This window comes from Pantoea sp. X-Soil-MYKO-1289 (assembly GCF_059730625.1).
On the sequence record NZ_AP036004.1, the window covers coordinates 25,594 to 47,446 of the forward strand.

Consider the following 21,853-nt stretch of genomic DNA (forward strand, 5'->3'; position numbering starts at 1 on the left):
GAGCGTAAGCGCGTTACGCCTTCTTCTTGTCGCGGCTGTGCAGACCGCGTTTTTCCAGCCCGCGATAAATCAGCTGCTGCTGAAGAATGGTCACCAGGTTGCTGACGATGTAGTACAGCACCAGACCTGACGGGAACCACAGGAAGAACACGGTAAAGATAACCGGCATATAGGTCATGATCTTCTGCTGCATCGGATCGGTCACGGTGGTCGGTGACATCTTCTGAATGAAGAACATGGTGATGCCCATCAGAATCGGCAGGATGTAGTAGGGGTCCTGCGCCGACAGGTCATGGATCCAGAGGATAAACGGCGCGTGGCGCAGCTCCACCGAACCAGACAGCATGTAGTAAAGCGCAAGGAAGATCGGCATCTGAATCACCAGCGGCAGACAGCCGCCCAGCGGGTTGACCTTCTCCGCTTTATAGAGCGCCATCATCTCCTGGCTCTGCTTCTGCTTGTCGTCGCCCAGGCGCTCACGCATCGCCTGAATCTTCGGCTGCAGCATGCGCATTTTCGCCATCGAGGTGTACTGCGCCTTCGTCAGCGGGTACATGATGCCGCGCACGATAAAGGTGATGACGATGATGGAGAAGCCCCAGTTGCCGATAAAGCTGTGGATAAATTTCAGCAGCTTAAACAGCGGCTGAGAGATAAACCACAGCCAGCCGTAGTCGACGGTCAGGTCGAGATGCGGCGCGACGGCAGCCATCTTGTCCTGAATTTCCGGTCCGACCCACAGCGTTGCGCCCAGATCCTGCTGCTGACCCGCAGCCACGGTGACCGGCGCGGATTTATAGCCGATCGCCGCAATGCCGTTGCCCAGGTTGCTGGTATAGAGCGAATTGTTGCCAGCGGTACGCGGCACCCATGCGGTAGCGAAGTACTGCTGCAGCATCGCCACCCAGCCGTTGCTGGTGGTGGCGTTGAGGTTTTCGTTATCCGCGATGGTGTCGAATTTGTACTTTTCGTACTTCTCTTCGCTGGTGGAGTAGGCCGCGCCGCGGAAGGTGTGCAACGCAAAGTTGTTGCTGCCGGTATCGCGGTGCTTAGGCAGATCGATGGTCTGCTTCAGCTGGCCGAACAGCGACACTTCCAGCGGCTGCTGCGTGGTGTTGTTGACGTTATAGTTCACGTCCACCGCGAATTCGCCGCGTTTGAAAACGAAGGTTTTGGTGTAAACCACGCCGTTTTCCGCGGTGTAGGTCATCGGCACGCGCAGTTCGGTCTGGCCGTCGGCCATTTCGAAGTGATCCTGTGCGGCGGTGAACAGCGGACGCGCGCCGTTGTTCGGGTTATCCGGACCGTTGCGGCCAGTGAGCCCGCTCTGTGCCTGATAAACGAAGGATGGCGTGGTCTCCAGCAGCTGGAACGGCTGGTCTGAACCCAGTTTGTCCGGGTAGGTCAGCAGCTGAGCTTGCTCGACATCGCCACCGCGGGTGTTGATATTCAATGACAGGACATCAGTCTTAACGGTGATCGTTTTGCCCTGGCCGCTGGCCGGTACGCCCTGGCTGGCGGCATCACCTGCTGCGCTGTTGGTGTTTTGCGTGGTCTGAGTTTGCTGCGGCTGCGGAGCGTGGTCCGTCTGCCAGGCTTGCCAGATCATGAAAGACACGAACAGAAAAGCGATGAGAAAAAGATTGCGTTGCGAATCCATCGTTAATGTTCTCTGGTATCAAAGGTTTTTTGGCGGCACAGGATCGTCACCACCCGGGTTCAAAGGGTGGCATTTTAATACGCGTTTGAATGTCAACCAACTGCCTTTTATCAGGCCAAACCTGCGTAACGCCTCAATTCCATAATGAGAGCAGGTTGGCTGAAACCGACAGTGTGGTCCCAGCAAGGGGCTGATGCCGCGCTGATAGACGCGGATCAGGACGATCAGGAGCCGCGCGCCAGGCGACAGTGACGACGCCATAACTTCTCCAACGCTTCCGCCAACATACGGTTGTCGAGATCGGCAATCCCCTTTTTCGCCACAACGACGAAATCCATCGCCGGCAGTTCATGCTGAAGCAGACGAAAGCTTTCACGGGTCAGACGTTTGATCCGGTTGCGTTCGTGCGCGCGCTTGACGTGCTTTTTAGCGACGGTAAGACCGATGCGGGGATGCCCCAGCGAATTAAGGCGGCCGAGGATGGTGATTTGCGGCGTGCCAGCCCGTTGTGGCTGCTGGAAGACGAAAGTGAAATGAGTGGGAGTTAACAAACGTAACTCCCTGGGAAATGCGAGCTTAACCACGAGGGTTAGCTTTTATTACTTAGAAACGGTCAGACGAGAACGGCCTTTAGCACGACGACGTGCCAGAACCTGACGACCATTTTTGGTTGCCATACGAGCACGGAAGCCGTGAGAACGGTTGCGCTTCAGTACGGACGGTTGAAAAGTGCGTTTCATGGCGATTTCTACCTAAACTTGAAAAATTTCACTGGGTGACGCGTTTTTGGGCCAGTAAAACGACCGACGCCTCAATGTGTCTTTAATAAAGAGGCGGGATTGTAATAATTGTACAGTCCGGAGTCAATTTACTTCGCTGGTCGCGGTACCTGGAAGCCCGGATACAGCCCGCTGAGTCCGGGCATTGGGCATAACGCGACAACGCCGGGGGAAGAATTATACGGTCTCCGCTTTAAAGCGCAAGGATCCCGCGGGATCTTCTTACGATCGGAGCGCTGAAAATTATCGCAAAAACGAGAGGCCGCCTGAAAAACCGTCTCTTTTCCGACGATCCCCGCAGCTTTTTTCGCCCGCAGGCGTAAACTGTTTTACCTGTCCACGGCCTGTGGATAAAAACGATCAAAACTGTGTAGAAAGTGAAGATCTCTGCCTCGCTTTGCGCTATGATCCGCCCTTCCGCTGACGATCCGGTCGCGATCCCAGGGACGGAAACCGCTGATAGCGGTCGCAGGCGCTTTCTACCGTCTGTGTCAAAAATGAACGTTTCTTTATTAGCGCCTACTATTTCTTATCGATTTTGTACAAGTGGAGTCCGCCGTGTCACTTACGCTCTGGCAACAGTGTCTTGCCCGTTTGCAGGATGAGCTTCCTGCCACCGAATTCAGCATGTGGATTCGACCGCTGCAGGCGGAGTTAAACGACAATACGCTGGCCTTGTATGCACCAAATCGGTTTGTGCTCGACTGGGTACGAGATAAATACATCAATAACATCAATGGGCTGCTGAACGAGTTTTGCGGTGTGGACGTGCCTTTACTGCGTTTCGAAGTCGGGACGCGCTCCGTACAGCAGCAGCCTGCGGCGATGAGCCAGCCGGCGATGGCGAGCGTCAGCGCGCCCGCCCCGGTCGAGAGCCGTCCCGCGCCCGCGCAGATCCTGCGCCCAAGCTGGGACAACGTCCCGGCGCCGGCCGACGTGACCTACCGCTCTAATGTAAATAATCGCCACAACTTCGATAACTTCGTTGAGGGTAAATCCAACCAGCTGGCGCGCGCGGCGGCGCGTCAGGTGGCGGACAATCCCGGCGGCGCCTATAACCCGCTCTTTCTTTATGGCGGCACCGGCCTGGGCAAAACCCACCTGCTGCACGCGGTCGGCAACGGCATCATCGCGCGCAAGCCGAATGCCAAAGTGGTCTATATGCACTCCGAGCGCTTTGTGCAGGATATGGTGAAGGCGCTGCAAAACAACGCCATTGAAGAGTTCAAGCGCTACTACCGCTCCGTCGACGCGCTGCTTATCGATGACATTCAGTTCTTCGCCAATAAAGAGCGCTCGCAGGAGGAGTTTTTCCACACCTTCAACGCGCTGCTGGAAGGCAATCAGCAGATCATTTTGACCTCAGACCGTTATCCTAAAGAGATCAACGGCGTGGAGGATAGGCTGAAGTCGCGCTTCGGCTGGGGCCTGACGGTCGCCATTGAGCCGCCGGAGCTGGAAACGCGCGTGGCGATCCTGATGAAAAAAGCGGATGAGAACGATATTCGTCTGCCGGGCGAGGTCGCCTTTTTTATCGCCAAACGCCTGCGCTCCAACGTTCGTGAGCTGGAAGGAGCGCTGAACCGCGTGATCGCCAACGCCAACTTTACCGGCCGTGCCATCACTATCGATTTTGTGCGCGAAGCGCTGCGCGATCTGCTGGCGCTGCAGGAAAAGCTGGTCACCATCGACAATATTCAGAAGACGGTGGCCGAGTATTATAAAATTAAGGTTGCGGATCTGCTGTCCAAGCGCCGTTCGCGCTCGGTCGCGCGCCCACGCCAGATGGCGATGGCGATGGCGAAAGAGTTAACGAACCACAGTCTGCCGGAGATCGGCGACGCGTTCGGCGGCCGCGACCATACCACGGTGCTTCACGCCTGCCGTAAAATCGAGCAGCTGCGCGAAGAGAGCCACGACATAAAAGAAGATTTCTCTAATCTCATCCGAACTTTATCCTCCTGACGCTATGAAATTTATTGTTGAACGTGAGCAGTTGCTAAAGCCGCTGCAGCAAGTCAGCGGCCCGTTAGGCGGGCGCCCGACGCTGCCGATCCTGGGAAATCTGCTGATGCAGGTCAACGACGGCACGCTGTTGCTGACCGGCACCGATCTGGAAATGGAGATGGTGGCGCGCGTGGCGCTGACCCAGCCGCACGAGCCGGGCGCTACCACCGTTCCGGCGCGTAAATTCCTCGACATCTGTCGCGGACTGCCCGAGGGCGCGGAAATTAACGTTACGCTGGAAGGCGAACGCATGCTGGTTCGCTCCGGGCGCAGCCGCTTTTCGCTCTCGACCCTGCCGGCCAGCGACTTTCCTAATCTGGACGACTGGCAGAGCGAAGTCGAATTTACGCTGCCGCAGGCGACGCTGAAGCGTCTGATTGAGGCGACGCAATTCTCGATGGCGCATCAGGACGTGCGCTACTACCTCAACGGCATGCTGTTTGAGACCGAAGGCGAAGAGCTGCGCACCGTCGCCACCGACGGCCACCGTCTGGCGGTCTGCTCGATGCCGATTGGCCAGGCGCTGCCGAACCATTCGGTGATCGTGCCGCGTAAAGGGGTCATCGAGCTGGTGCGTCTGCTGGACGGCGGCGAAACGCCCTTGCAGCTGCAGATCGGCGGCAGCAATATCCGCGCGCACGTCGGCGACTTTATCTTTACGTCGAAGCTGGTGGACGGTCGCTTCCCCGACTATCGCCGCGTCCTGCCGAAAAATCCGGACAAATCGCTGGAAGCGGGCTGCGATATCCTTAAGCAGGCCTTCGCGCGCGCCGCGATTCTCTCGAATGAGAAATTCCGCGGCGTTCGCCTCTATATCACCGAGAATCAGCTGAAGATCACCGCTAACAACCCTGAACAGGAAGAGGCGGAAGAGATGCTGGATGTCACCTACGGCGGTAGCGATCTTGAGATCGGCTTTAACGTCAGCTACGTGCTGGATGTGCTGAACGCGCTGAAGTGCGAGAACGTGCGTCTGCTGCTGACCGATTCGGTGTCGAGCGTGCAGATAGAAGATCTCGCCAGCCCAGCCGCCGCCTACGTCGTGATGCCCATGCGCCTGTAGGAGATATCGGCCTGGCTTACTTGCCATTCTGCTCGCGGGCAGTGCTCGTCCCTGGTCACATACTTTAGTATGCTCCCAGGGCCTGCGCGCTGGCCGCGACCAGACTGGCTGCGACGCCGACGGCCTGGTAGTGGTGAGGCCGTTATCGGGCTTCGCCGTTGACGGCCAGATCGCTAAAAGGCGATACCCCTTTGTGCCCTTCACGCTGGACTGATTCATGGCTTTAACCCGCCTCCTTATCAAAGACTTTCGTAATATCGAGCAGGCCGATCTGGCGCTGGCGCCGGGATTTAACTTCCTGGTCGGCGCGAACGGCAGCGGCAAAACCAGCGTGCTGGAGGCGATCTACACGCTGGGCCACGGCCGTGCGTTTCGCAGCCTGCAGGCGGGACGCGTGATCCGCCACGACGAAGCCGCCTTTGTGCTGCACGGCCGCATTGAGGGCAGCGAGCGGGAGATTTCGGTCGGCCTGACCAAAAACCGCGCGGGCGACAGCAAGGTGCGTATCGACGGCAGCGACGGCCATAAAGTCGCGGAGCTGGCGCAGCTGCTGCCGATGCAGTTAATTACGCCTGAAGGGTTTACTTTGCTCAACGGCGGCCCCAAATACCGTAGAGCCTATGTCGACTGGGGCTGTTTTCACAACACGCCCGGTTTCTTCAACGCCTGGAGCAATTTGCGGCGCCTGCTGAAGCAGCGCAACGCCGCGCTGCGTCAGGTCACGCGCTATAGCCAAATCCGCGCCTGGGATCAGGAGCTGGTGCCGCTGGCGGAACAGATCAGCCAGTGGCGCGCGGAGTACAGCGAAGCCATTTCGGCGGAGATCGTCGCCACCTGCGGGCAGTTTTTGCCGGAGTTCGCGCTGAACTTCTCTTTCCAGCGCGGCTGGGACAAAGAGAGCGCCTACGGCGATCTGCTGGAGCGCAATTTCGAGCGCGACCGCGCGCTGACCTACACCGCCAGCGGCCCGCATAAAGCGGATTTCCGCATTCGCGCCGACGGCACGCCGGTCGAAGATCTGCTGTCGCGCGGCCAGTTAAAACTATTGATGTGTGCATTGCGTCTGGCGCAGGGTGAGTTCCTGACGCGCCAGAGCGGACGCCGCTGTCTTTACCTGATTGATGACTTCGCCTCCGAGCTGGACGACAGCCGTCGGCGCCTGCTGGCGCAACGACTGAAAGCCACGCAGGCTCAGGTGTTTGTCAGCGCTATCGCCACCGATCATGTCATCGATATGAGTGACGAAAAGGGCAAGATGTTCCGCGTGGAACAGGGTAAAATAGCGGTTCAACCTGAAGATTAAATGAGCGAGAAACGTTGATGTCGAATTCTTATGACTCCTCAAGTATCAAAGTTCTGAAAGGGCTGGATGCGGTACGCAAACGTCCGGGTATGTATATCGGCGATACGGATGACGGCACCGGTCTGCACCACATGGTATTCGAGGTCGTGGATAACGCAATCGACGAAGCGCTCGCCGGTCACTGTAGTGATATCGTCGTGACCATTCATGCCGATAACTCCGTATCCGTTCAGGATGATGGCCGTGGCATTCCCACCGGCATTCACGAAGAAGAGGGCGTTTCCGCTGCGGAAGTGATCATGACCGTGCTGCACGCAGGCGGTAAGTTCGACGACAACTCCTATAAAGTATCGGGCGGTCTGCACGGCGTGGGCGTCTCGGTCGTTAACGCCCTGTCGCAGAAGCTGGAGCTGACCATTCGTCGCGAAGGCAAAGTGCACCAGCAAACTTACGTGCACGGCGTGCCGCAGGCGCCGCTGAACGTCACCGGCGAAACCGATCTGACCGGCACCCGCGTGCGTTTCTGGCCGAGCCACGAAACCTTCACCAACGTCGTCGAGTTCGAATATGACATCCTGGCGAAGCGCCTGCGCGAACTCTCGTTCCTGAACTCCGGCGTATCGATTCGTCTGGAAGACAAGCGTGACGGCAAAGCCGATCATTTCCACTACGAAGGCGGCATCAAGGCGTTCGTCGAGTACCTGAATAAAAACAAAACCCCTATCCATCCGAATGTGTTCTATTTCTCTACCGAGAAAGACGGCATTGGCGTGGAAGTGGCGCTGCAGTGGAATGACGGCTTCCAGGAGAACATCTACTGCTTCACCAACAACATTCCGCAGCGCGACGGCGGTACGCACCTCGCAGGCTTCCGCGCGGCGATGACGCGTACCCTGAACGCCTATATGGACAAAGAGGGCTACAGCAAGAAAGCGAAAGTCAGCGCCACCGGCGACGACGCCCGCGAAGGCCTGGTCGCGGTGGTGTCGGTTAAAGTGCCGGATCCGAAGTTCTCTTCGCAGACCAAAGACAAGCTGGTCTCGTCCGAAGTGAAATCGGCGGTGGAACAGCAGATGAACGAACTGCTGAGCGAATACCTGCTGGAAAACCCGAGCGACGCCAAAATTGTTGTCGGCAAGATCATTGACGCCGCCCGCGCCCGTGAAGCGGCCCGTCGCGCTCGCGAAATGACGCGTCGTAAAGGCGCGCTCGATCTGGCGGGTCTGCCGGGCAAGCTGGCGGATTGCCAGGAGCGCGATCCGGCGCTGTCTGAAATCTACCTGGTGGAGGGTGACTCCGCAGGCGGTTCGGCTAAACAGGGGCGTAACCGTAAAAACCAGGCGATCCTGCCGCTGAAGGGCAAAATCCTTAACGTAGAGAAAGCGCGCTTCGACAAGATGCTCTCTTCGCAGGAAGTGGCGACGCTGATCACCGCGCTGGGCTGCGGCATCGGCCGCGACGAATACAATCCGGACAAGCTGCGCTATCACAGCATCATCATCATGACCGATGCTGACGTCGACGGCTCGCACATCCGTACGCTGCTGTTGACCTTCTTCTATCGTCAGATGCCGGAAATCATCGAGCGCGGCCACGTCTATATCGCGCAGCCGCCGCTCTACAAGGTGAAGAAAGGCAAGCAGGAGCAGTACATCAAAGACGATGAGGCGATGGATCAGTATCAGATCGCCATCGCGCTCGACGGCGCGACGCTGCACACCAACGCCAGCGCGCCGGCGCTGGGCGGCGAGCCGCTGGAAAATCTGGTCGCGGAGTTCAACAGCACGCAGAAGATGATCAAGCGTATGGAGCGCCGCTATCCGGTCGCGCTGCTGCGCGCGCTGGTTTATCACCCAACGCTGAGCGATCTGAGCAATCAAGCTGAGGTTCAGGCCTGGCTGGACAAGCTGGTGGCTTTCCTGGCCGAGCGCGAAACGCACGGCAGCAGCTATGTCGCTCAGGTGCGCGAAAACCGCGAGCAGAACATCTTCGAACCGGTTCTGCGCGTGCGCACGCACGGCGTCGACACCGATTATACGCTGGACGCCGAGTTCATTCAGGGACCGGAGTACCGTAAAATCAACGCGCTGGGCGAGAAGCTGCGCGGCCTGATTGAGGAAGACGCCTACATCGAGCGCGGCGAGCGCCGTCAGCCGGTCGCCAGCTTTGAGCAGGCTATCGAATGGCTGGTGAAAGAGTCGCGTCGCGGTCTGTCGGTACAGCGTTATAAAGGTCTGGGCGAGATGAACGCCGAGCAGCTGTGGGAAACCACCATGGATCCGGACAGCCGTCGCATGCTGCGCGTCACCATCAAGGACGCCATCGCCGCCGATCAGCTCTTCACTACGCTGATGGGCGATGCGGTTGAGCCGCGCCGCGCCTTTATCGAAGAGAACGCCCTGAAAGCGGCGAATATCGATATTTAAGCTTACATACGGCGATTAAAGCTAAAGCGCGGGTGACAGAAACCGAAGAGCAAAGCGTCCCGCGACAAGGACAAAAACGCCGGGAGCGTTTTTGAACAACGCAGCGCGTTGGCCCGTTTACGGGTGCGCCTCAGGAAGAGGCGCGTATTTGCGCAGGCCGAGCGGTCAGGGATGACGAACAGCGACTTTGCGATCGGTTTCTGTCACCCACGCCGGCTCCAGCTTGCGAACCCTTCCCACCGGGAAGGGTTTTTTTATGCCTGAAATGCCGCGAAACTGGTCATAGTGAGCTGAATCGCGCTAGCATTTAAGCCAAACCCTGACTCAACGAGGAAGCTATGGCGATTAAACTGGTTGCAATTGATATGGACGGCACGCTGCTTAACCCGCAGCACGAGATCACCGCTGGCGTTAAATCGGCTATCGATCGCGCGCATAAAAAAGGCGTTGCCGTGGTGCTGGCGACCGGTCGTCCATACGTAGGGATCCAGCGCTACCTGATGGAGCTTGGCCTGGTCGACGACGGTCAGTACTGCATCAGCTACAACGGCGCGCTGGTGCAGCAGGCGAAAGATGGCGAGTGCGTGGCGGAAATCACGCTGGGTTTTGACGACTATCTCTACATTGAACAGCTGTCGCGCGAGCTGGGCGTGCATTTCCAGGCGTTCGACAAATCTTCGCTCTATACGCCGAACAAAGATCTCAGCGAATACACCATTCATGAGGCGAGCCTGACCGGCATTCCGGTGCGCTATCGCGCCGTGGAAGAGATGGATCGCGCCACGCGTTTTCCCAAGCTGATGATGATCGACAAACCCGATCTGCTGGATAGGGCTATTCAGCGTCTGCCCGCCAGAGCGCAGCAGAACTATACCATTCTCAAGAGCGCGCCTTATTACCTGGAGATCCTCGATCGCCGCGTCAACAAAGGCCAGGGCGTTAAAATGCTGGCGGAGAAGCTGGGGCTGGCGCGCGACGAAGTCATGGCGATTGGCGATCAGGAGAACGACCTGGCGATGATCGAGTACGCAGGCATGGGCGTCGCGATGGGCAACGCCATCGACTCCGTTAAGCAGATCGCGCAGTTCGTCACTAAAACCAACATGGAAGATGGCGTGGCGCACGCTATCGAAGAGCTGGTGCTTTAACGCCTTCCCTGGCGGCATTCCGCCGCTCTGCATCGCACTTTTCACTTTCAAAGCGGGCCAGCTGGCCCGTATTGTCTGTTTTGTGATCTGTATTGTAGTACAACTTTAATTCTGGATACTACAATCAGCCTCACTCTTCTCAGCTGAGATCCACCCGCTTGTGAACGTCGACCGCGCAGCGTCGCAGCGCGATGATCGAACGCCGCCGCCACAGGCTGCGGTATTACTCTTTAAAAAAGAAAAATCAAACGGTTACCTGCTGATACCCTATCCGAACTGAGGACCTTGCGATGAACCATTCTCTTCACCTCAGCACCATTAAGAAAATGAACCTGCGCATCATGCCCTTTATCATGGTGCTTTATCTCATTGCCTATATCGACCGCGCCAATATCTCGGTCGCCGCGCTGCAAATGAACGCCGATCTGGCGATGACCGCCGAAATGTACGGCATCGCCGCCGGTATCTTCTATGTCACCTACATCATCTTTGAAGTGCCGAGCAACGTGCTGTTGACGCGCGTCGGCGCGCGGCGCTGGATCGCGCGCATTATGGTGAGCTGGGGCATTATCGCCGCGGGCATGAGCCTGGTGCAGACGCCGACGCAGCTCTATGTGATGCGCTTTTTGCTCGGCGCGGCGGAGGCGGGCTTTACGCCAGGCATTATTTTCTACCTGAGCTGCTGGTATCCGCGCAGCGACCGCGCGCGCGCCATGTCGCTGTTTTATATCGGCGCGGCGCTGGCGTCGGTGATTGGTCTGCCGCTCTCCGGCAGCCTGCTTAATCTGCACGGCATGCTGGGGGTCGAAGGCTGGCGCTGGCTCTTTCTGCTGGAAGGCATCCCGGCGTTCGTGCTGGGCATCGTCACCTGGTTCTATCTCGACGATGCGCCCGCCAACGCGCGCTGGCTCACGGCGGAGCAGCGCAGCTACCTGCAGCAGACGCTGGCGCGCGACGAGCAGCACTCGGCGATACGCGATCATAACTGGCGCGTGGCGCTAACAAGCCGGCGCGTCTGGATGCTCAGCCTGCTGTGGCTGCTGCAGGCTTTCGGCACCATCGGCATCACGCTGTTTCTGCCGATGATCGTTAAAGCGGTCGCGGCGGAGCGCAGCAACCTGACGGTTAGCCTGCTGTCGGCGGTGCCTTTTCTCTTCGCCTGCATTTTTATGTATCTTAACGGCCGCCATTCCGATCGCACCGGCGAGCGGGCGCGCCATCTCGGCTTGCCGCTGATGGCGGCGGGCCTGCTGCTGCTGGCGGCGCTGGCGGCGCCGCAACAGTGGATGGCTTATCTGCTGCTGGTGCTGATGGTCGGCCTGAACTGGGCCATCACGCCGGTATTCTGGGCGGTGACCACCGAAACGGTCTCCGGCGTGGCGGGCGCTGCGTCGGTGGCGCTGATCAATGCGGTGGCGAATATCGCCGGGCTGGCTTTTCCGCCGGTCATGGGGCGCATCAAAGACGCCACCAACAGCTATAACGACGGCCTGCTGATCGTGGCGGCTGCGCTCATCCTCGGCGGCGTGCTCGGGCTGGTGGTTGGGCGTAAACGGGCGATCGAGGGCGCCGCCGCGCCGCAGCCGAAATCAGAGCTGCATCTTTAACGCTTTTGGCGTAGCGTGTGGGGCAACATTTTTAGTCAGGTTGCCCTATGCGCGAAAAACAGATCACCTTTAGCCCGCGACATCATCAGCTGACCAACAGCAACGTCTGGACCGCCGACAGCCAGTGGCTGGCCTTCGACGTGCGTCCGTCGGGCGCCTCTTTTACCAGCGACACCATTGAGCGCGTCAATGTGCAGACCGGCGAGGTCGAGGTGCTCTATCGCGCGACCGACGGCGCGCACGTGGGCGTCGTCACCGTCAGTCCGGATCTGCCGCCGCGCTACCTCTGCATTCACGGCCCGGAACAGCCTGACGAGAGCTGGCACTACGACTTTCATCACCGGCGCGGCGTCATCGTGCAAAACGGCCGCGCGCAAAACCTCGACGCCTGCGACATCACGCCGCCCTTTACGCCCGGCGCGCTGCGCGGCGGCTCGCATGTGCATCTCTATAGCCCGGACGGCACGCGTGTCAGCTTCACCTATAACGATCACGTGATGCACGAGAGAGACCCGAAAGAGGATCTGCGCAACGTCGGCGTTGCGCTGCCGCTGCGCGCGGTCGCGCCGATTAAACAGCATCCGCGCGAATACAGCGGCAGCCACTTCTGCGTGCTGGTCAGCCGCACCACCGCTGCGCCGCGTGCGGGCAGCGACGAGATTAACCGCGCGTACGAAGAGGGCTGGATCGGCGCGCGCGGCTACCAGAAGCCGGACGGCAGCCGGCAGCGCTGGGCTATCGCCTTTATCGGCGATACGATCTCCCCCGCTGGCGAAAAACAGCCGGAGGTTTTTGTTGTCGATCTGCCGGAGGCGCTGGAGGCGTACGCCATGCCGGGCGACGAACCGCTGGAGGGGACGGAGAGCCGCCTGCCAGCGCCGCCTGCCGGCGTGCGCCAGCGCCGGCTGACCTTTACGACGCGCGGGCTTGCCCAGCAGCCGCGCCACTGGCTGCGCAGCGCGCCAGACGGCAGCGCCATCGCCTTTTTAATGGCGGACGAGCAGGATGTGGTGCAGCTCTGGACGGTGTCGCCCAACGGCGGCGCACCGCGTCAGGTGACGCAGCTGGCGCATTCGGTGCAGTCGGCGTTTAGCTGGCATCCGCAGGGCGCGGCCGTCGCCTTTATCAGCGACAATCAGGTGATGTGCTGCGATATCGAGAGCGGCGTCTGTCAGCCGCTCACCGAGCGCAGCGAACAGCCGCCGAGCGGCGACGCGGTCGTCTGGTCGCCGGACGGACAGCTAATCGCCTTTATGCGTGAGGTCGACGGCTGGCGACAGCTCTTTACTGTGTCGGCGTAGCCGCAGGATAAGGCGCGGCCTGCGCCAGATTCTCCTGCGTGTGGTTGAGCTTTTCGCTCTGAAGAATGCGCTCGCGCGGGGAATCGATCGATTTATCGTCGTCGCTGCGAGCGTAGTCCCACGGCAGCAGCAGCGTATCCAGCACGGCGGAAAAAGGCAGATCGATCAGCGCCAGCGGCTTAAGCGCCCAGCTGCTGTTATCGTCGACCAGGATATCGGCGCTGGCGCGCGTGCCTGGGTAGTAGCCCTGATTCGGGCCGGTATGCGACATCACGCTGGAACATCCTGCAAGCGTAAAGGTGCAGCAGGCCAGCGCGCCTGCCAGAGGAAATGCCTTCAATAATTTCATCTTCATCATCCCTTCAACTGTGGCGACCGCCCCGGCTGAGTTAGCTTGTCCGCTCGCGTCCTCACTCTACGGCGAGGTGCGCTATGTCAGACGAAAGGTCCCCTGAGTGTATGCCACTTCAGCTGATTGGCGAAAAAAATTGCATTTCGCCTCTTGAAACCGTTCCGGGCATACCCATTTTTAAGCTACGGACGCGCTCGCTGTCGCCGACAGGGACATCGAGGCGCCGCACAACCTGTCCATGGTGGAAGGTTGCCAAAACTTGCTGAATATCAGGAGTCATTCCATGCGTAATTTTGATCTTGCTCCACTTTATCGCTCTGCTATCGGTTTCGATCGCCTGTTTAACCTGCTGGAGTCCAACCAGAACCAGAGCAACGGCGGCTATCCTCCGTACAACGTCGAACTGGTCAGCGAAAACCACTATCGCATCACTATCGCGGTGGCGGGCTTTGCCCAGAACGAGCTGGATATTACCGCTCACGATAACGTCCTGATCGTGCGTGGCGCGCATCCTGAAGAGCAGACCGAACGCAAATATCTCTATCAGGGTATTGCCGAACGCAACTTCGAGCGCAAATTCCAGCTGGCCGACCACATTGTGGTACGCGACGCCCGACTGGAAAATGGCCTGTTGAGCATCGATCTGGAACGCATCGTCCCTGAAGAGGCGAAACCGCGCCGGATTGAAATTCTGAACTAATCAGAATCAACGAGAAAAAAACGCCGCCTTCGCGGCGTTTTTTATATCTGAGCCGTATGCCGCGCCGTTAAGGATGCGTGCGCATCGCCAGGCGCTGGCTCACCAGGCCGCCGAAGACATTCACCAGCAGGCCGAAGATAATCACCGCCGCGCCCAGCATCTGCTGCGCCGAGAGGCGTTCCCCCAGCACTACCGCGGCGCTGAGAATGCCGATCACCGGCACCAGCAGCGACAGCGGCGCGATGCGCCAGGTTTCATAGCGGCTAAGCAGGTTGCCCCAGATGGCGTAGCCGACGATGGTGGCGATAAAGGCGAGATAGATCAGCGCCAGCACCGTTTGCAGCGAGATATGCGTCAGGCTGAAAACAATCGCCTCTTCTCCTTCGAACAGCCAGGAGCAGGCGAAGAAGGGCAGCACCGGCACCAGCGCGCTCCATACCACCAGCGACATCACCGGCACCTTGCGATTGCGCAGGATGATCTTATTGGTGATATTGCCCAGTCCCCACGACAGCGCCGCCGCCAGCGTCAGCATCATGGTCGTCAGCGTAATGCCGGCGGCCGACTGGCCCTCCATGCCCGCCGTCGCCAGCATAAACATCCCCAGCGTCGCGATCAGCACGCCGGCGATATGGTTCCAGCGCAGCTTTTCCGCCAGCAGCAGCGCGCCCAGCAGCAGCGTGAAAAACGCCTGCGCCTGCAGCACCAGCGAGGCGAGCCCGGCGGGCATGCCGAGCTTGATGGCGAGAAACAGAAAGGCGAACTGGCCAAAGCTGATGGTCATGCCGTAGACCACCAGCCAGCGCAGCGGAATAGCCGGGCGAGAGACAAAAAAGATCGCCGGAAACGCCACCAGGGAGAAGCGCAGGCCCGCCAGCAAGAAGGGCGGCATGCCCTGCAAGCCGAGTTTGATCACCACGAAATTAACGCCCCACGCCACCACGACGCAGAGCGCCAGCAACATATCTTTAGCTGACATAACCTTTCCTCTGCCGTCAGGCGCTAACCGCCACGGGCGTGGCGATATCGGCATAACAGGCTTCGCCTACGATACGGCGATAGTCCTCTGCGTTAAGGGCGATCGATTTTTCCAGCGCGCCGGCGTTGAACCACAGCGTGCCGACGTCGCGCAGGCGCGCATCGACACGCAGCGCCAGTCGGTCATCAAAACTAAAGGGCGGCACCGCGCCCATCACGCATTCGGTCAGCGACTGCGCCATGTCGGGCGCGGCGAAGCTCGACTTTTTGCCGCCGATGGCGCGCGCGGCGCTTTTAAAATTGATTTTGCAGTCGCCCGGCACGATCGCCAGCAGAAAGCGCGATGCGGCGCCGTCCGGCATCGCCACCTCCAGCACCATCGCCTTCGCCGCCTGGTTAAGCGCATTGCCGCGCAGCGCGCTGATGGCGTCGGTCTGGCCGATGGCCTCGTGCTCTACCACGCGATAGTTCGCGTCGTGCCGATCCAGCAGCTCGGTAATCTTTGTAAATGTCGTCATCTCTTCTCCTTGTCTTGCAAGGCTGCGCGCAGGGCGTCAGCTCCACGCAATCGCGTGTTTCATTTTTTTGTCGGTCAGGCCAAAAAAGAAGCCCATCGTGATGCGGGTATCGCCTTCGACCCGATCGATCTCGTGGTAAAAAGCGGGATTAAACAGGTAGATATCGCCGCTGCGCGGCGCGAATTCGCAGGTTTCGCTCTGCATCACCACGCCGCTCTGGTAGCCAAGCTCGCCTGGCGTTTTGAAACGCTCATCGTCTGGCGACCATTTTTTGTTGAAAATGCGCAGCCCGCCGCCCGCGTTGCACTCCTGCAGGCAGACCACGCAGCTCAGCTGATGCAGGATCTGCGTCACCGCCAGGCCGGTTCCGGCCGCGTCGCGGACGATATTGTCGTTGTGCAGCGGATTGGCGACGCCGTCGGCATGAAAACGCACGATCGAACCGGCGTAGTCGCCCAGCCCTGGCTCATGGGCGGTTTGCAGGCTCTCCAGCTTTAGCGCGTGGCGCACCCACTCATAGATTTGCTGGCGCAGCGCCGCGAGCGACGGCGGCAGCGCCGACGCGATGTCGCGCCATTCGGTAAAGTAGTTCTCCGGCGCGGCGGTATGTTTCGCCAGGTAGGGCCCGAGCGTGGTGAGCGCGCCGTTGGGATAGTGCGACACGCGGATCTGCTCGCGGCAGCGCTGCAAATCGGTCACTACCTCCTGGCGATCTTCATCGGTGAGGAAGTTGCGCAGCACCAGCAGCGGCACGCGCGCCGTGACGATATCGTCCAGCCAGGTGCGCTCTACATACATGCTGGGATTGATCACGCGTATCTGATTAAAAATGGCCATGATGTTTACTCCCCCAAAGGAATTTCGCGTAGTTCATGGTTAGCCATACGTCGCCAGCCGGCGGCGTCGCCCAGGGTTGGAACAGGTTCAGACGAAATGTAGGTACAGCGCGCCTGCTGCAAAACGTGCAGCGTAAAGTAGTGCGGATAAGGCGTATCCTGCGGATGCCACTGCCAGGCCCATGCCCGTTCGCGCGTGACGAAAATCGCGTTGCCCGCGCTGCCGCCCGGCTCGACCTGCGCCAGCTTGTCGCGCAGGTAGTCGCGCGTGAAGTCGGCGGGCGTGATGCGATCCACCAGATATTCCAGATACTCCGCCGAGTCGAAGCGGGAGGCCGTCATGCCGAGACGGGCGTAGACCTTCGGCATAAAGCCGTTGTGCATCATGTACCAGCGCGTGCCGGCGCTGTCGCGCAGCAGCGGATGGGCGAACTCCAGCCCCTGGTTTTTACTCAGCGTGGCGTGGCGCACATGCACCGCCAGAAAGCGGCCTTTGATGCTAGCGACATCAATATCGGGCAGCGCGTCGGCAAAGGGGCCGCTGCCGCGCAGCGTGCGGATCTCGCCCGCGTCCAGCCACAAACACCCCCAGCCGTTGGGATGCTCTTTAATCGGGCCGTCATGGCAGGCGGTTTCCCCGCAGCTCATAGCGCGCGCCGCCTCCAGCACCTGCGCCGCGTCGAATTCGCCCTGCGCCAGAATCATTCTGCACACAATAAATTTCCTTCTGAGAGGCGAGATGCCGTGCGCACCACGCTGTTAAAAACGGCCAGAATATCGTCGCGACCGCCCGCCGACAGGCGCAGCGTGCCGAGTATGCCCGCATGGCGCGTCAGATCGGCATAGAGCGACGAGCGCCGCGACACCTGTAAGCCGGCAAAGGTCAGCGGCGGCAGCAGCGCGCCCTGATGATGATCGGCAATCCAGCTTTCCGCCTGGCGCAGCTGGGCCGGCTGGCGCAGACGCAGCTGGCCGACGGCGCGCGGCGGCGCGGCGAAGCGCAGCGCAGGCATCTCGCCGCCCGCTTCAAGCCGAAACGCCACCGCTACCCAGTCGATGCCGGTCGCCTCTTCGACCAGGCCCGGTACGCCCATGCCGGAAAGGCGGAAGCCCATTTCAAGAAAGTGCGGCACGCCATCCACCACGATAAAATCGATATGAAAGGCGCCGAGCCGGTAGCCGAAGGTTTCACAGCAGAACTTCATCAGGCTGGCGAACGCGGGCGGCAGCGTCTCGGCGGCGACGGCGACGTGGCCGGATTCATAAAAACTGACGCCGCCCTGGGCGTCGCGATGTTGTTCGATCACCTTCTGACAGCAGGTAAGGGCGTGCGGATGGCCGTCATGCACCACGCCCTGCAGTGAATATTCGTCGCCGTCCAGCCAGCTTTCGACGATAAACCCGCTAAAGCTGCGCCCGCCGTAGTTCATGGTCTCTTCCAGCATCTGCACCACGCCCGCCAGCCGTTCGGGCGCTTCCACCAGCCAGATCCCCAGCCCGCCGCCGCTGTCCACCGGCTTGATCACGCAGGGATAGATCAGCGCCTGATGGGCGTCGAGAATGCTCAGCGGCGAGGCGAAAAAACGAAATTCCGGCTGTGGAAAACGCGGCCAGGCTTTTTTCAGCGCCATCCGCTGGGCATATTTATCCAGCGGGATAAAGGTGCGCGGCGCATCGGGGCCAGCCAGTATTTCCCGCACCCGGCCGGCGCTGGCGTTGTAGGCTTCGAAGCCGGCCAGCACCACGCGCGGATGCTCCAGCAGCCCGGCGTGCAGACAGGCCTGCAGCACTTCCCAGGGATTTTCCGGCCGATCGAGGCGAACGATCAGGTCAAACGGCAGCGTCAGGCTGAGCGACTGGTAGTCGACGAAATCGCTCATCTCCGCCAGTACGGTGAAGTAACCGTCGCGCTTCGCCACCTCGCAGTAGGGGTTCTGGCCGTCGCGCGTTGCGCCTATTTGCAGGAAAATTTTTCTCATCGCTTCGCCTTACCGGGATCAGCGCCCGGAGATCACTTCGGTCACGGTATCCTGCAGGACGCCGTGGTTTACCTGAATCACCGCCTTATGCGGATCGAAGCGCAGCACGCGCGACAGCGGATCGGCGCTTTTGCCCTCCAGCAGCGAGCTCACCTGGCGGCTTTGCCAGCAGTGACGTAACTGATCGATATCCAGTCCGGAAAGCTGGCCGAGCTGCTGCGCCAGCGCCGCGTCGTCGCGCTCGCCGGCGAGCAGCTGGCGAATCGCCGCTTCGTCCAGCCCGATCCGCTGCTGCGTCAGCCAGCTGTGCAGCTGGCTGCCCTGCGCGATAAAGGGCGAATAGATCATGCAAATCAGCTGGGTTTCGTCGAGGCCGAACGTCTCCTCGGCGAAGCGCGCCGCGCGCTGGCGCTGCTGTTCGATAGCCGCCTCATCCTGATAGCGCGCCGCCATCTCGGCGATCAGCTGAGGCGGGAAATCTTTCTGCGCCATCAGCCCCAGCGCGAAGCGGACATATTCGCGGATGCCTTCTGCGTAGCTGCGCTGCAGCAGGGTTTCCGCGCGCAGGCCGCGCATATGGGCCATTAGCGTCGGGTTGCCGCAGTCCGATTCGGAAAAGCTGAACATCAGCGGGTCGAAGCGGAAACGCATAAAGTCGTTGAGCAGCGCCCAGTGCGCGCCGGCTTCGTAGGCGGTGTCCTGATAAATATTGAAGAACAGCGGATCGCGCGTTAGCTGATGCATGATGCGGCGCGCGGGCGTGACCGCCGCCTCGCCGTGGATAGCGGCCGAGTAGCGATGCGCCACGCCGTCGAGCGTCTGCAAAAAGCCGCGAAAGCCCCGATCTTTCTCCGCCGTCGGCGCATCGAACAGGCGCGAAAGGTGCCGCGCCCAGGCGACATAGGCGGTCTGCTCCTGCGGCGAATCGCCGGTGATAATCATGTCCACGCCGCCGTTATAGTGCGCCGCCAGGCCGAACGAGTTGACCATGCTGAGGTTGCAGGCGTTGCAGAAGGTCGAGCGCGCGTCGGCGCGAAAGCGGTGGCCGTTCATCAGCACGTCGCTGCGGTTTTGCTGGCGCACCGACTCGGGCAGGGGAAGATAGCGTTCGAAAGGGCGGATCTGCTGGCCGTCGACGATCAGGCTCTCTACGAAGGCGTCATGGTGAATAGCCAGCGCGCGGTAAACGCGGTCGATATTCTCCATCACGCTGTCGCTCATGGCGGCGTGGCGGTTGGTGCTGATGCGCAGCAGAAAGGTGTCGCCGCGCTGCCGCCAGATTAACCCCTGAATGTAACGCACATAGGCCACCATATAGCTGCTGTCTTTGCCGCCGCCGTAGGCGAGCAGAACGCGGTTGCGCGACAGCTGCTCGCTATCCGGCAGCGCGGCAAGCAGACGATGAGAGCACCGTTTAGCGGAATCGATGATTGCCGGCGTCAGATAGCCTTCAATTTCTCTCATCATGGTGGACAGATTATTCATTTTTCGCGTTTTCCTTTGGCTGATAAATTCGTTTAAATGCATGGAACCTACTGATTCCATGAAAAACAGGCCATTAAGCGGTGTAGCAATCAATGCCGTAACGCAGGCAGACGGCAGGGCGCCGGACGCAGAAAACAGAGCGGCCGCGCGTCATAAATAATTAAGAGATGCAGCCTAAAGTACTTTGAATGTACTCTCTTGAATACGCACAGATCAGTACGATATGGGGTGGAACAGATGCCCGGTGAAACGGACGAGCAGGAGAGTCAGAGCAGTCGTTACCGCCAGATAGCCGAACAGATTAAGCAGGCTATCCGCAGCGGATCGCTGCTGCCCGACAGCCGGTTGCCCTCGGTGCGCACGCTGGCGACGCAGTACAGCGTCAGCCTGACGACCGCGCTGAAAACGCTGCGCACGCTGGAGGATGAGCGCTTTGCGGTGGCGAAGCCGAAATCAGGCTTTTTCGTCGCGCCGCGGCTGGCGCATAAAGAGGCGACGCCGGCGCCGCTGGCGCAGCCGCGGCTGGTGGCGCCGCTGGATGAACAGACGGAGATGCATCTGGCGATCCTCGGCTCGGAGTGCCGCGTTCGTCTTGACCTGGCGAATGGCGACAGCTCGCTCTATCCGGTGAAAAAGATCGGACTGCTGATGCGCCAGATGGGATACAGCAAACCGGCGCTGTTAGGCAACACCGTTAAAGGCACCGGCTATCTGCCGCTGAAGCATGAAATCGCGCGTCGGGCGGTGGAGTATGGCTGCAATATCAGCGCCGACGATATTCTCATCACTAACGGCTGCATTGAGGCGGTGTCGCTGTCGCTGCGCGCCACGCTCCGACCCGGCGACGTGGTGGCGGTGGAGTCGCCCTGCTATTTCGTGCTGCTGCAGATGCTGCATAATCTCAACCTGCGCGTGATTGAGGTCGACGCCGGGCCGGAAGGCTATGTCGACGTTGAAAAGCTCACCGCGCTGTTCCGCCGCAGGGCGGTGCAGGCCTTTCTCACCATCAGCAACGTCAACAATCCGCTCGGCAAATCGATCCCCAACGAACAGAAAGCCTATATCGCCCGTCAGGCCGATGAGAATGACGTGGTGATCGTCGAAGACGATATTTTCGGCGATACCGCGTTCGGCGAACGACGACCTTTTCCGATGCGCGCCTTCAGCCCCAACGCCATTCTGTGCAGCGGCTTTTCCAAAACCGTTGCGCCCGGCATCCGCATCGGCTGGGTGCACAGCGTCAACTACATGCGCAAGATCGCGTCGCTGAAATACACCTCGACCATGGGCACCTCAACGCTGTCGCAGGCGGCGATCGCCGAGCTGCTGCGCAGCGGCGGCTATGACGCCCATCTGCGTAAGCTGCGGCGCGAGCTGGCCGGACAGATCCAGCAGATGCGCCAGTCGCTGCTGCGCGAATTCCCGGCGGGCACGCGCGTCTCGGATCCAGAAGGCGGTTATGTGCTGTGGGTCGAGATGCCGCATCGGGCGCTCAACGTGCGCGCGCTGTTTCTCAAGGCGCGCAACGCCGGTATCGGCATCGCGCCGGGCCATATTTTCGCCACCGACGATCGCTACGACCACTGTTTTCGGCTTAACGCCGGCTTCGGCTGGAATGAAGAGGTCGAGCAGGCGATCCGCCAGCTGGCGCAGTGGTGTCGGGAGTCGCTGCTGGAGGCGAAAGAGGAGTGAGCGCCGGTCAAACCGGCGC

Annotated in this window: 19 protein-coding genes and 1 pseudogene; 9 read left to right on the forward strand and 11 right to left on the reverse strand. The window is 60.1% G+C overall.

Annotated elements, in window-relative coordinates:
- Window positions 1-13 precede the first annotated feature (13 nt).
- The 4 genes and pseudogenes from yidC to rpmH form a co-directional block, all read right to left on the reverse strand.
- On the reverse strand, window positions 14-1,660 hold the full coding sequence (yidC, locus tag AC6I7Z_RS00125; RefSeq protein WP_033755440.1) for a membrane protein insertase YidC: 1,647 nt from the start codon (window positions 1,658-1,660) through the stop codon (window positions 14-16).
- A 2-nt stretch (window positions 1,661-1,662) separates the two neighbouring features.
- A pseudogene (yidD, locus tag AC6I7Z_RS00130) lies at window positions 1,663-1,921 on the reverse strand (membrane protein insertion efficiency factor YidD).
- Window positions 1,885-2,244 carry a ribonuclease P protein component gene (rnpA, locus tag AC6I7Z_RS00135; protein WP_033755442.1) on the reverse strand — a complete coding sequence of 120 codons (360 nt, stop codon included), beginning with the start codon at window positions 2,242-2,244 and terminating at the stop codon, window positions 1,885-1,887. Before rnpA ends, yidD begins: the two are co-directional and overlap by 37 nt.
- A 15-nt stretch (window positions 2,245-2,259) precedes the next feature.
- The gene (gene rpmH / locus AC6I7Z_RS00140) at window positions 2,260-2,400 is read right to left on the reverse strand and encodes a 50S ribosomal protein L34 (protein ID WP_003849659.1); all 141 of its coding nucleotides are present in this window, start codon (window positions 2,398-2,400) and stop codon (window positions 2,260-2,262) included.
- Window positions 2,401-2,997: 597 nt separating this feature from the next.
- Between rpmH and dnaA the strand changes: the two genes are divergently transcribed.
- The 7 genes from dnaA to AC6I7Z_RS00175 all read left to right on the forward strand — a co-directional run bounded on the left by dnaA (window position 2,998) and on the right by AC6I7Z_RS00175 (window position 13,294).
- On the forward strand, window positions 2,998-4,404 hold the full coding sequence (gene dnaA / locus AC6I7Z_RS00145; RefSeq protein ID WP_033755444.1) for a chromosomal replication initiator protein DnaA: 1,407 nt from the start codon (window positions 2,998-3,000) through the stop codon (window positions 4,402-4,404).
- A gap of 4 nt (window positions 4,405-4,408) precedes the next feature.
- Complete coding sequence (gene dnaN, locus AC6I7Z_RS00150; protein WP_497812731.1) at window positions 4,409-5,509, forward strand: DNA polymerase III subunit beta; 1,101 nt, start codon at window positions 4,409-4,411, stop codon at window positions 5,507-5,509.
- Window positions 5,510-5,726: 217 nt separating this feature from the next.
- Complete coding sequence (gene recF / locus AC6I7Z_RS00155) at window positions 5,727-6,812, forward strand: DNA replication/repair protein RecF (RefSeq protein ID WP_033793063.1); 1,086 nt, start codon at window positions 5,727-5,729, stop codon at window positions 6,810-6,812.
- 17 nt (window positions 6,813-6,829) lie between these two features.
- On the forward strand, window positions 6,830-9,238 hold the full coding sequence (gene gyrB, locus AC6I7Z_RS00160; RefSeq protein WP_497812732.1) for a DNA topoisomerase (ATP-hydrolyzing) subunit B: 2,409 nt from the start codon (window positions 6,830-6,832) through the stop codon (window positions 9,236-9,238).
- Window positions 9,239-9,576: 338 nt separating this feature from the next.
- Window positions 9,577-10,386 (forward strand): sugar-phosphatase, encoded by an 810-nt coding sequence (yidA, locus tag AC6I7Z_RS00165; protein ID WP_497812733.1) that lies wholly within the window; start codon window positions 9,577-9,579, stop codon window positions 10,384-10,386.
- Window positions 10,387-10,676: 290 nt separating this feature from the next.
- Window positions 10,677-11,993: an MFS transporter gene (locus AC6I7Z_RS00170; protein ID WP_497812734.1), complete on the forward strand. Its 1,317-nt coding sequence runs from the start codon at window positions 10,677-10,679 to the stop codon at window positions 11,991-11,993.
- Window positions 11,994-12,040: 47 nt separating this feature from the next.
- Window positions 12,041-13,294 carry a YidR family protein gene (locus AC6I7Z_RS00175; RefSeq protein WP_497812735.1) on the forward strand — a complete coding sequence of 418 codons (1,254 nt, stop codon included), beginning with the start codon at window positions 12,041-12,043 and terminating at the stop codon, window positions 13,292-13,294.
- Here AC6I7Z_RS00175 and AC6I7Z_RS00180 read toward each other — a convergent pair.
- Window positions 13,278-13,643 carry a YceK/YidQ family lipoprotein gene (locus AC6I7Z_RS00180; protein ID WP_497812736.1) on the reverse strand — a complete coding sequence of 122 codons (366 nt, stop codon included), beginning with the start codon at window positions 13,641-13,643 and terminating at the stop codon, window positions 13,278-13,280. The two genes, AC6I7Z_RS00175 and AC6I7Z_RS00180, sit on opposite strands and share 17 nt — an antisense overlap.
- A gap of 286 nt (window positions 13,644-13,929) precedes the next feature.
- Here AC6I7Z_RS00180 and ibpA point away from each other — a divergent pair, with 286 nt between their 5' ends.
- Window positions 13,930-14,346, forward strand: a complete 417-nt coding sequence (gene ibpA / locus AC6I7Z_RS00185) for a small heat shock chaperone IbpA (RefSeq protein WP_033755460.1) — start codon at window positions 13,930-13,932, stop codon at window positions 14,344-14,346.
- Between the two features lie 67 nt (window positions 14,347-14,413).
- Here ibpA and AC6I7Z_RS00190 read toward each other — a convergent pair whose 3' ends face one another.
- The 6 genes from AC6I7Z_RS00190 to AC6I7Z_RS00215 are packed head-to-tail and all read right to left on the reverse strand — an operon-like array spanning window position 14,414 to window position 20,142.
- The gene (locus tag AC6I7Z_RS00190; RefSeq protein ID WP_286870441.1) at window positions 14,414-15,325 is read right to left on the reverse strand and encodes an EamA family transporter; all 912 of its coding nucleotides are present in this window, start codon (window positions 15,323-15,325) and stop codon (window positions 14,414-14,416) included.
- 16 nt (window positions 15,326-15,341) lie between these two features.
- Window positions 15,342-15,842, reverse strand: coding sequence for a YbaK/EbsC family protein (locus AC6I7Z_RS00195; protein WP_497812737.1), 501 nt, complete (start codon window positions 15,840-15,842; stop codon window positions 15,342-15,344).
- Between the two features lie 36 nt (window positions 15,843-15,878).
- Entirely contained in the window at window positions 15,879-16,679 is an 801-nt protein-coding gene (locus AC6I7Z_RS00200) for a 2OG-Fe(II)-dependent halogenase WelO5 family protein (RefSeq protein WP_497812738.1), read from the reverse strand.
- Window positions 16,680-16,684: 5 nt separating this feature from the next.
- On the reverse strand, window positions 16,685-17,383 hold the full coding sequence (locus tag AC6I7Z_RS00205) for a class II glutamine amidotransferase (protein WP_497815375.1): 699 nt from the start codon (window positions 17,381-17,383) through the stop codon (window positions 16,685-16,687).
- Window positions 17,380-18,657, reverse strand: coding sequence for an ATP-grasp domain-containing protein (locus tag AC6I7Z_RS00210; protein ID WP_497812739.1), 1,278 nt, complete (start codon window positions 18,655-18,657; stop codon window positions 17,380-17,382). The genes AC6I7Z_RS00205 and AC6I7Z_RS00210 overlap by 4 nt, the downstream gene beginning before the upstream one ends.
- Window positions 18,658-18,675: 18 nt before the next feature.
- Complete coding sequence (locus AC6I7Z_RS00215; RefSeq protein WP_497812740.1) at window positions 18,676-20,142, reverse strand: hypothetical protein; 1,467 nt, start codon at window positions 20,140-20,142, stop codon at window positions 18,676-18,678.
- A gap of 237 nt (window positions 20,143-20,379) precedes the next feature.
- On the opposite strand from AC6I7Z_RS00215, the gene AC6I7Z_RS00220 reads away from it, so the two are divergent.
- Entirely contained in the window at window positions 20,380-21,834 is a 1,455-nt protein-coding gene (locus AC6I7Z_RS00220) for an aminotransferase-like domain-containing protein (RefSeq protein WP_497812741.1), read from the forward strand.
- Window positions 21,835-21,853 lie beyond the last annotated feature (19 nt).

What these genes read in the sequence shown, in the direction of transcription:
- rpmH (WP_003849659.1), bottom strand. Translation starts at nt 2,400, where the DNA reads ATGAAACGCACTTTTCAACCGTCCGTACTGAAGCGCAACCGTTCTCAC.
- AC6I7Z_RS00170 (WP_497812734.1), top strand. Translation starts at nt 10,677, where the DNA reads ATGAACCATTCTCTTCACCTCAGCACCATTAAGAAAATGAACCTGCGC.
- yidA (WP_497812733.1), top strand. Translation starts at nt 9,577, where the DNA reads ATGGCGATTAAACTGGTTGCAATTGATATGGACGGCACGCTGCTTAAC.
- AC6I7Z_RS00200 (WP_497812738.1), bottom strand. Translation starts at nt 16,679, where the DNA reads ATGGCCATTTTTAATCAGATACGCGTGATCAATCCCAGCATGTATGTA.
- AC6I7Z_RS00195 (WP_497812737.1), bottom strand. Translation starts at nt 15,842, where the DNA reads ATGACGACATTTACAAAGATTACCGAGCTGCTGGATCGGCACGACGCG.
- AC6I7Z_RS00175 (WP_497812735.1), top strand. Translation starts at nt 12,041, where the DNA reads ATGCGCGAAAAACAGATCACCTTTAGCCCGCGACATCATCAGCTGACC.
- AC6I7Z_RS00220 (WP_497812741.1), top strand. Translation starts at nt 20,380, where the DNA reads ATGCCCGGTGAAACGGACGAGCAGGAGAGTCAGAGCAGTCGTTACCGC.
- dnaN (WP_497812731.1), top strand. Translation starts at nt 4,409, where the DNA reads ATGAAATTTATTGTTGAACGTGAGCAGTTGCTAAAGCCGCTGCAGCAA.
- AC6I7Z_RS00190 (WP_286870441.1), bottom strand. Translation starts at nt 15,325, where the DNA reads ATGTCAGCTAAAGATATGTTGCTGGCGCTCTGCGTCGTGGTGGCGTGG.
- gyrB (WP_497812732.1), top strand. Translation starts at nt 6,830, where the DNA reads ATGTCGAATTCTTATGACTCCTCAAGTATCAAAGTTCTGAAAGGGCTG.
- AC6I7Z_RS00180 (WP_497812736.1), bottom strand. Translation starts at nt 13,643, where the DNA reads ATGAAATTATTGAAGGCATTTCCTCTGGCAGGCGCGCTGGCCTGCTGC.
- recF (WP_033793063.1), top strand. Translation starts at nt 5,727, where the DNA reads ATGGCTTTAACCCGCCTCCTTATCAAAGACTTTCGTAATATCGAGCAG.
- AC6I7Z_RS00210 (WP_497812739.1), bottom strand. Translation starts at nt 18,657, where the DNA reads ATGAGAAAAATTTTCCTGCAAATAGGCGCAACGCGCGACGGCCAGAAC.
- ibpA (WP_033755460.1), top strand. Translation starts at nt 13,930, where the DNA reads ATGCGTAATTTTGATCTTGCTCCACTTTATCGCTCTGCTATCGGTTTC.
- AC6I7Z_RS00215 (WP_497812740.1), bottom strand. Translation starts at nt 20,142, where the DNA reads ATGAATAATCTGTCCACCATGATGAGAGAAATTGAAGGCTATCTGACG.
- AC6I7Z_RS00205 (WP_497815375.1), bottom strand. Translation starts at nt 17,383, where the DNA reads ATGATTCTGGCGCAGGGCGAATTCGACGCGGCGCAGGTGCTGGAGGCG.
- yidC (WP_033755440.1), bottom strand. Translation starts at nt 1,660, where the DNA reads ATGGATTCGCAACGCAATCTTTTTCTCATCGCTTTTCTGTTCGTGTCT.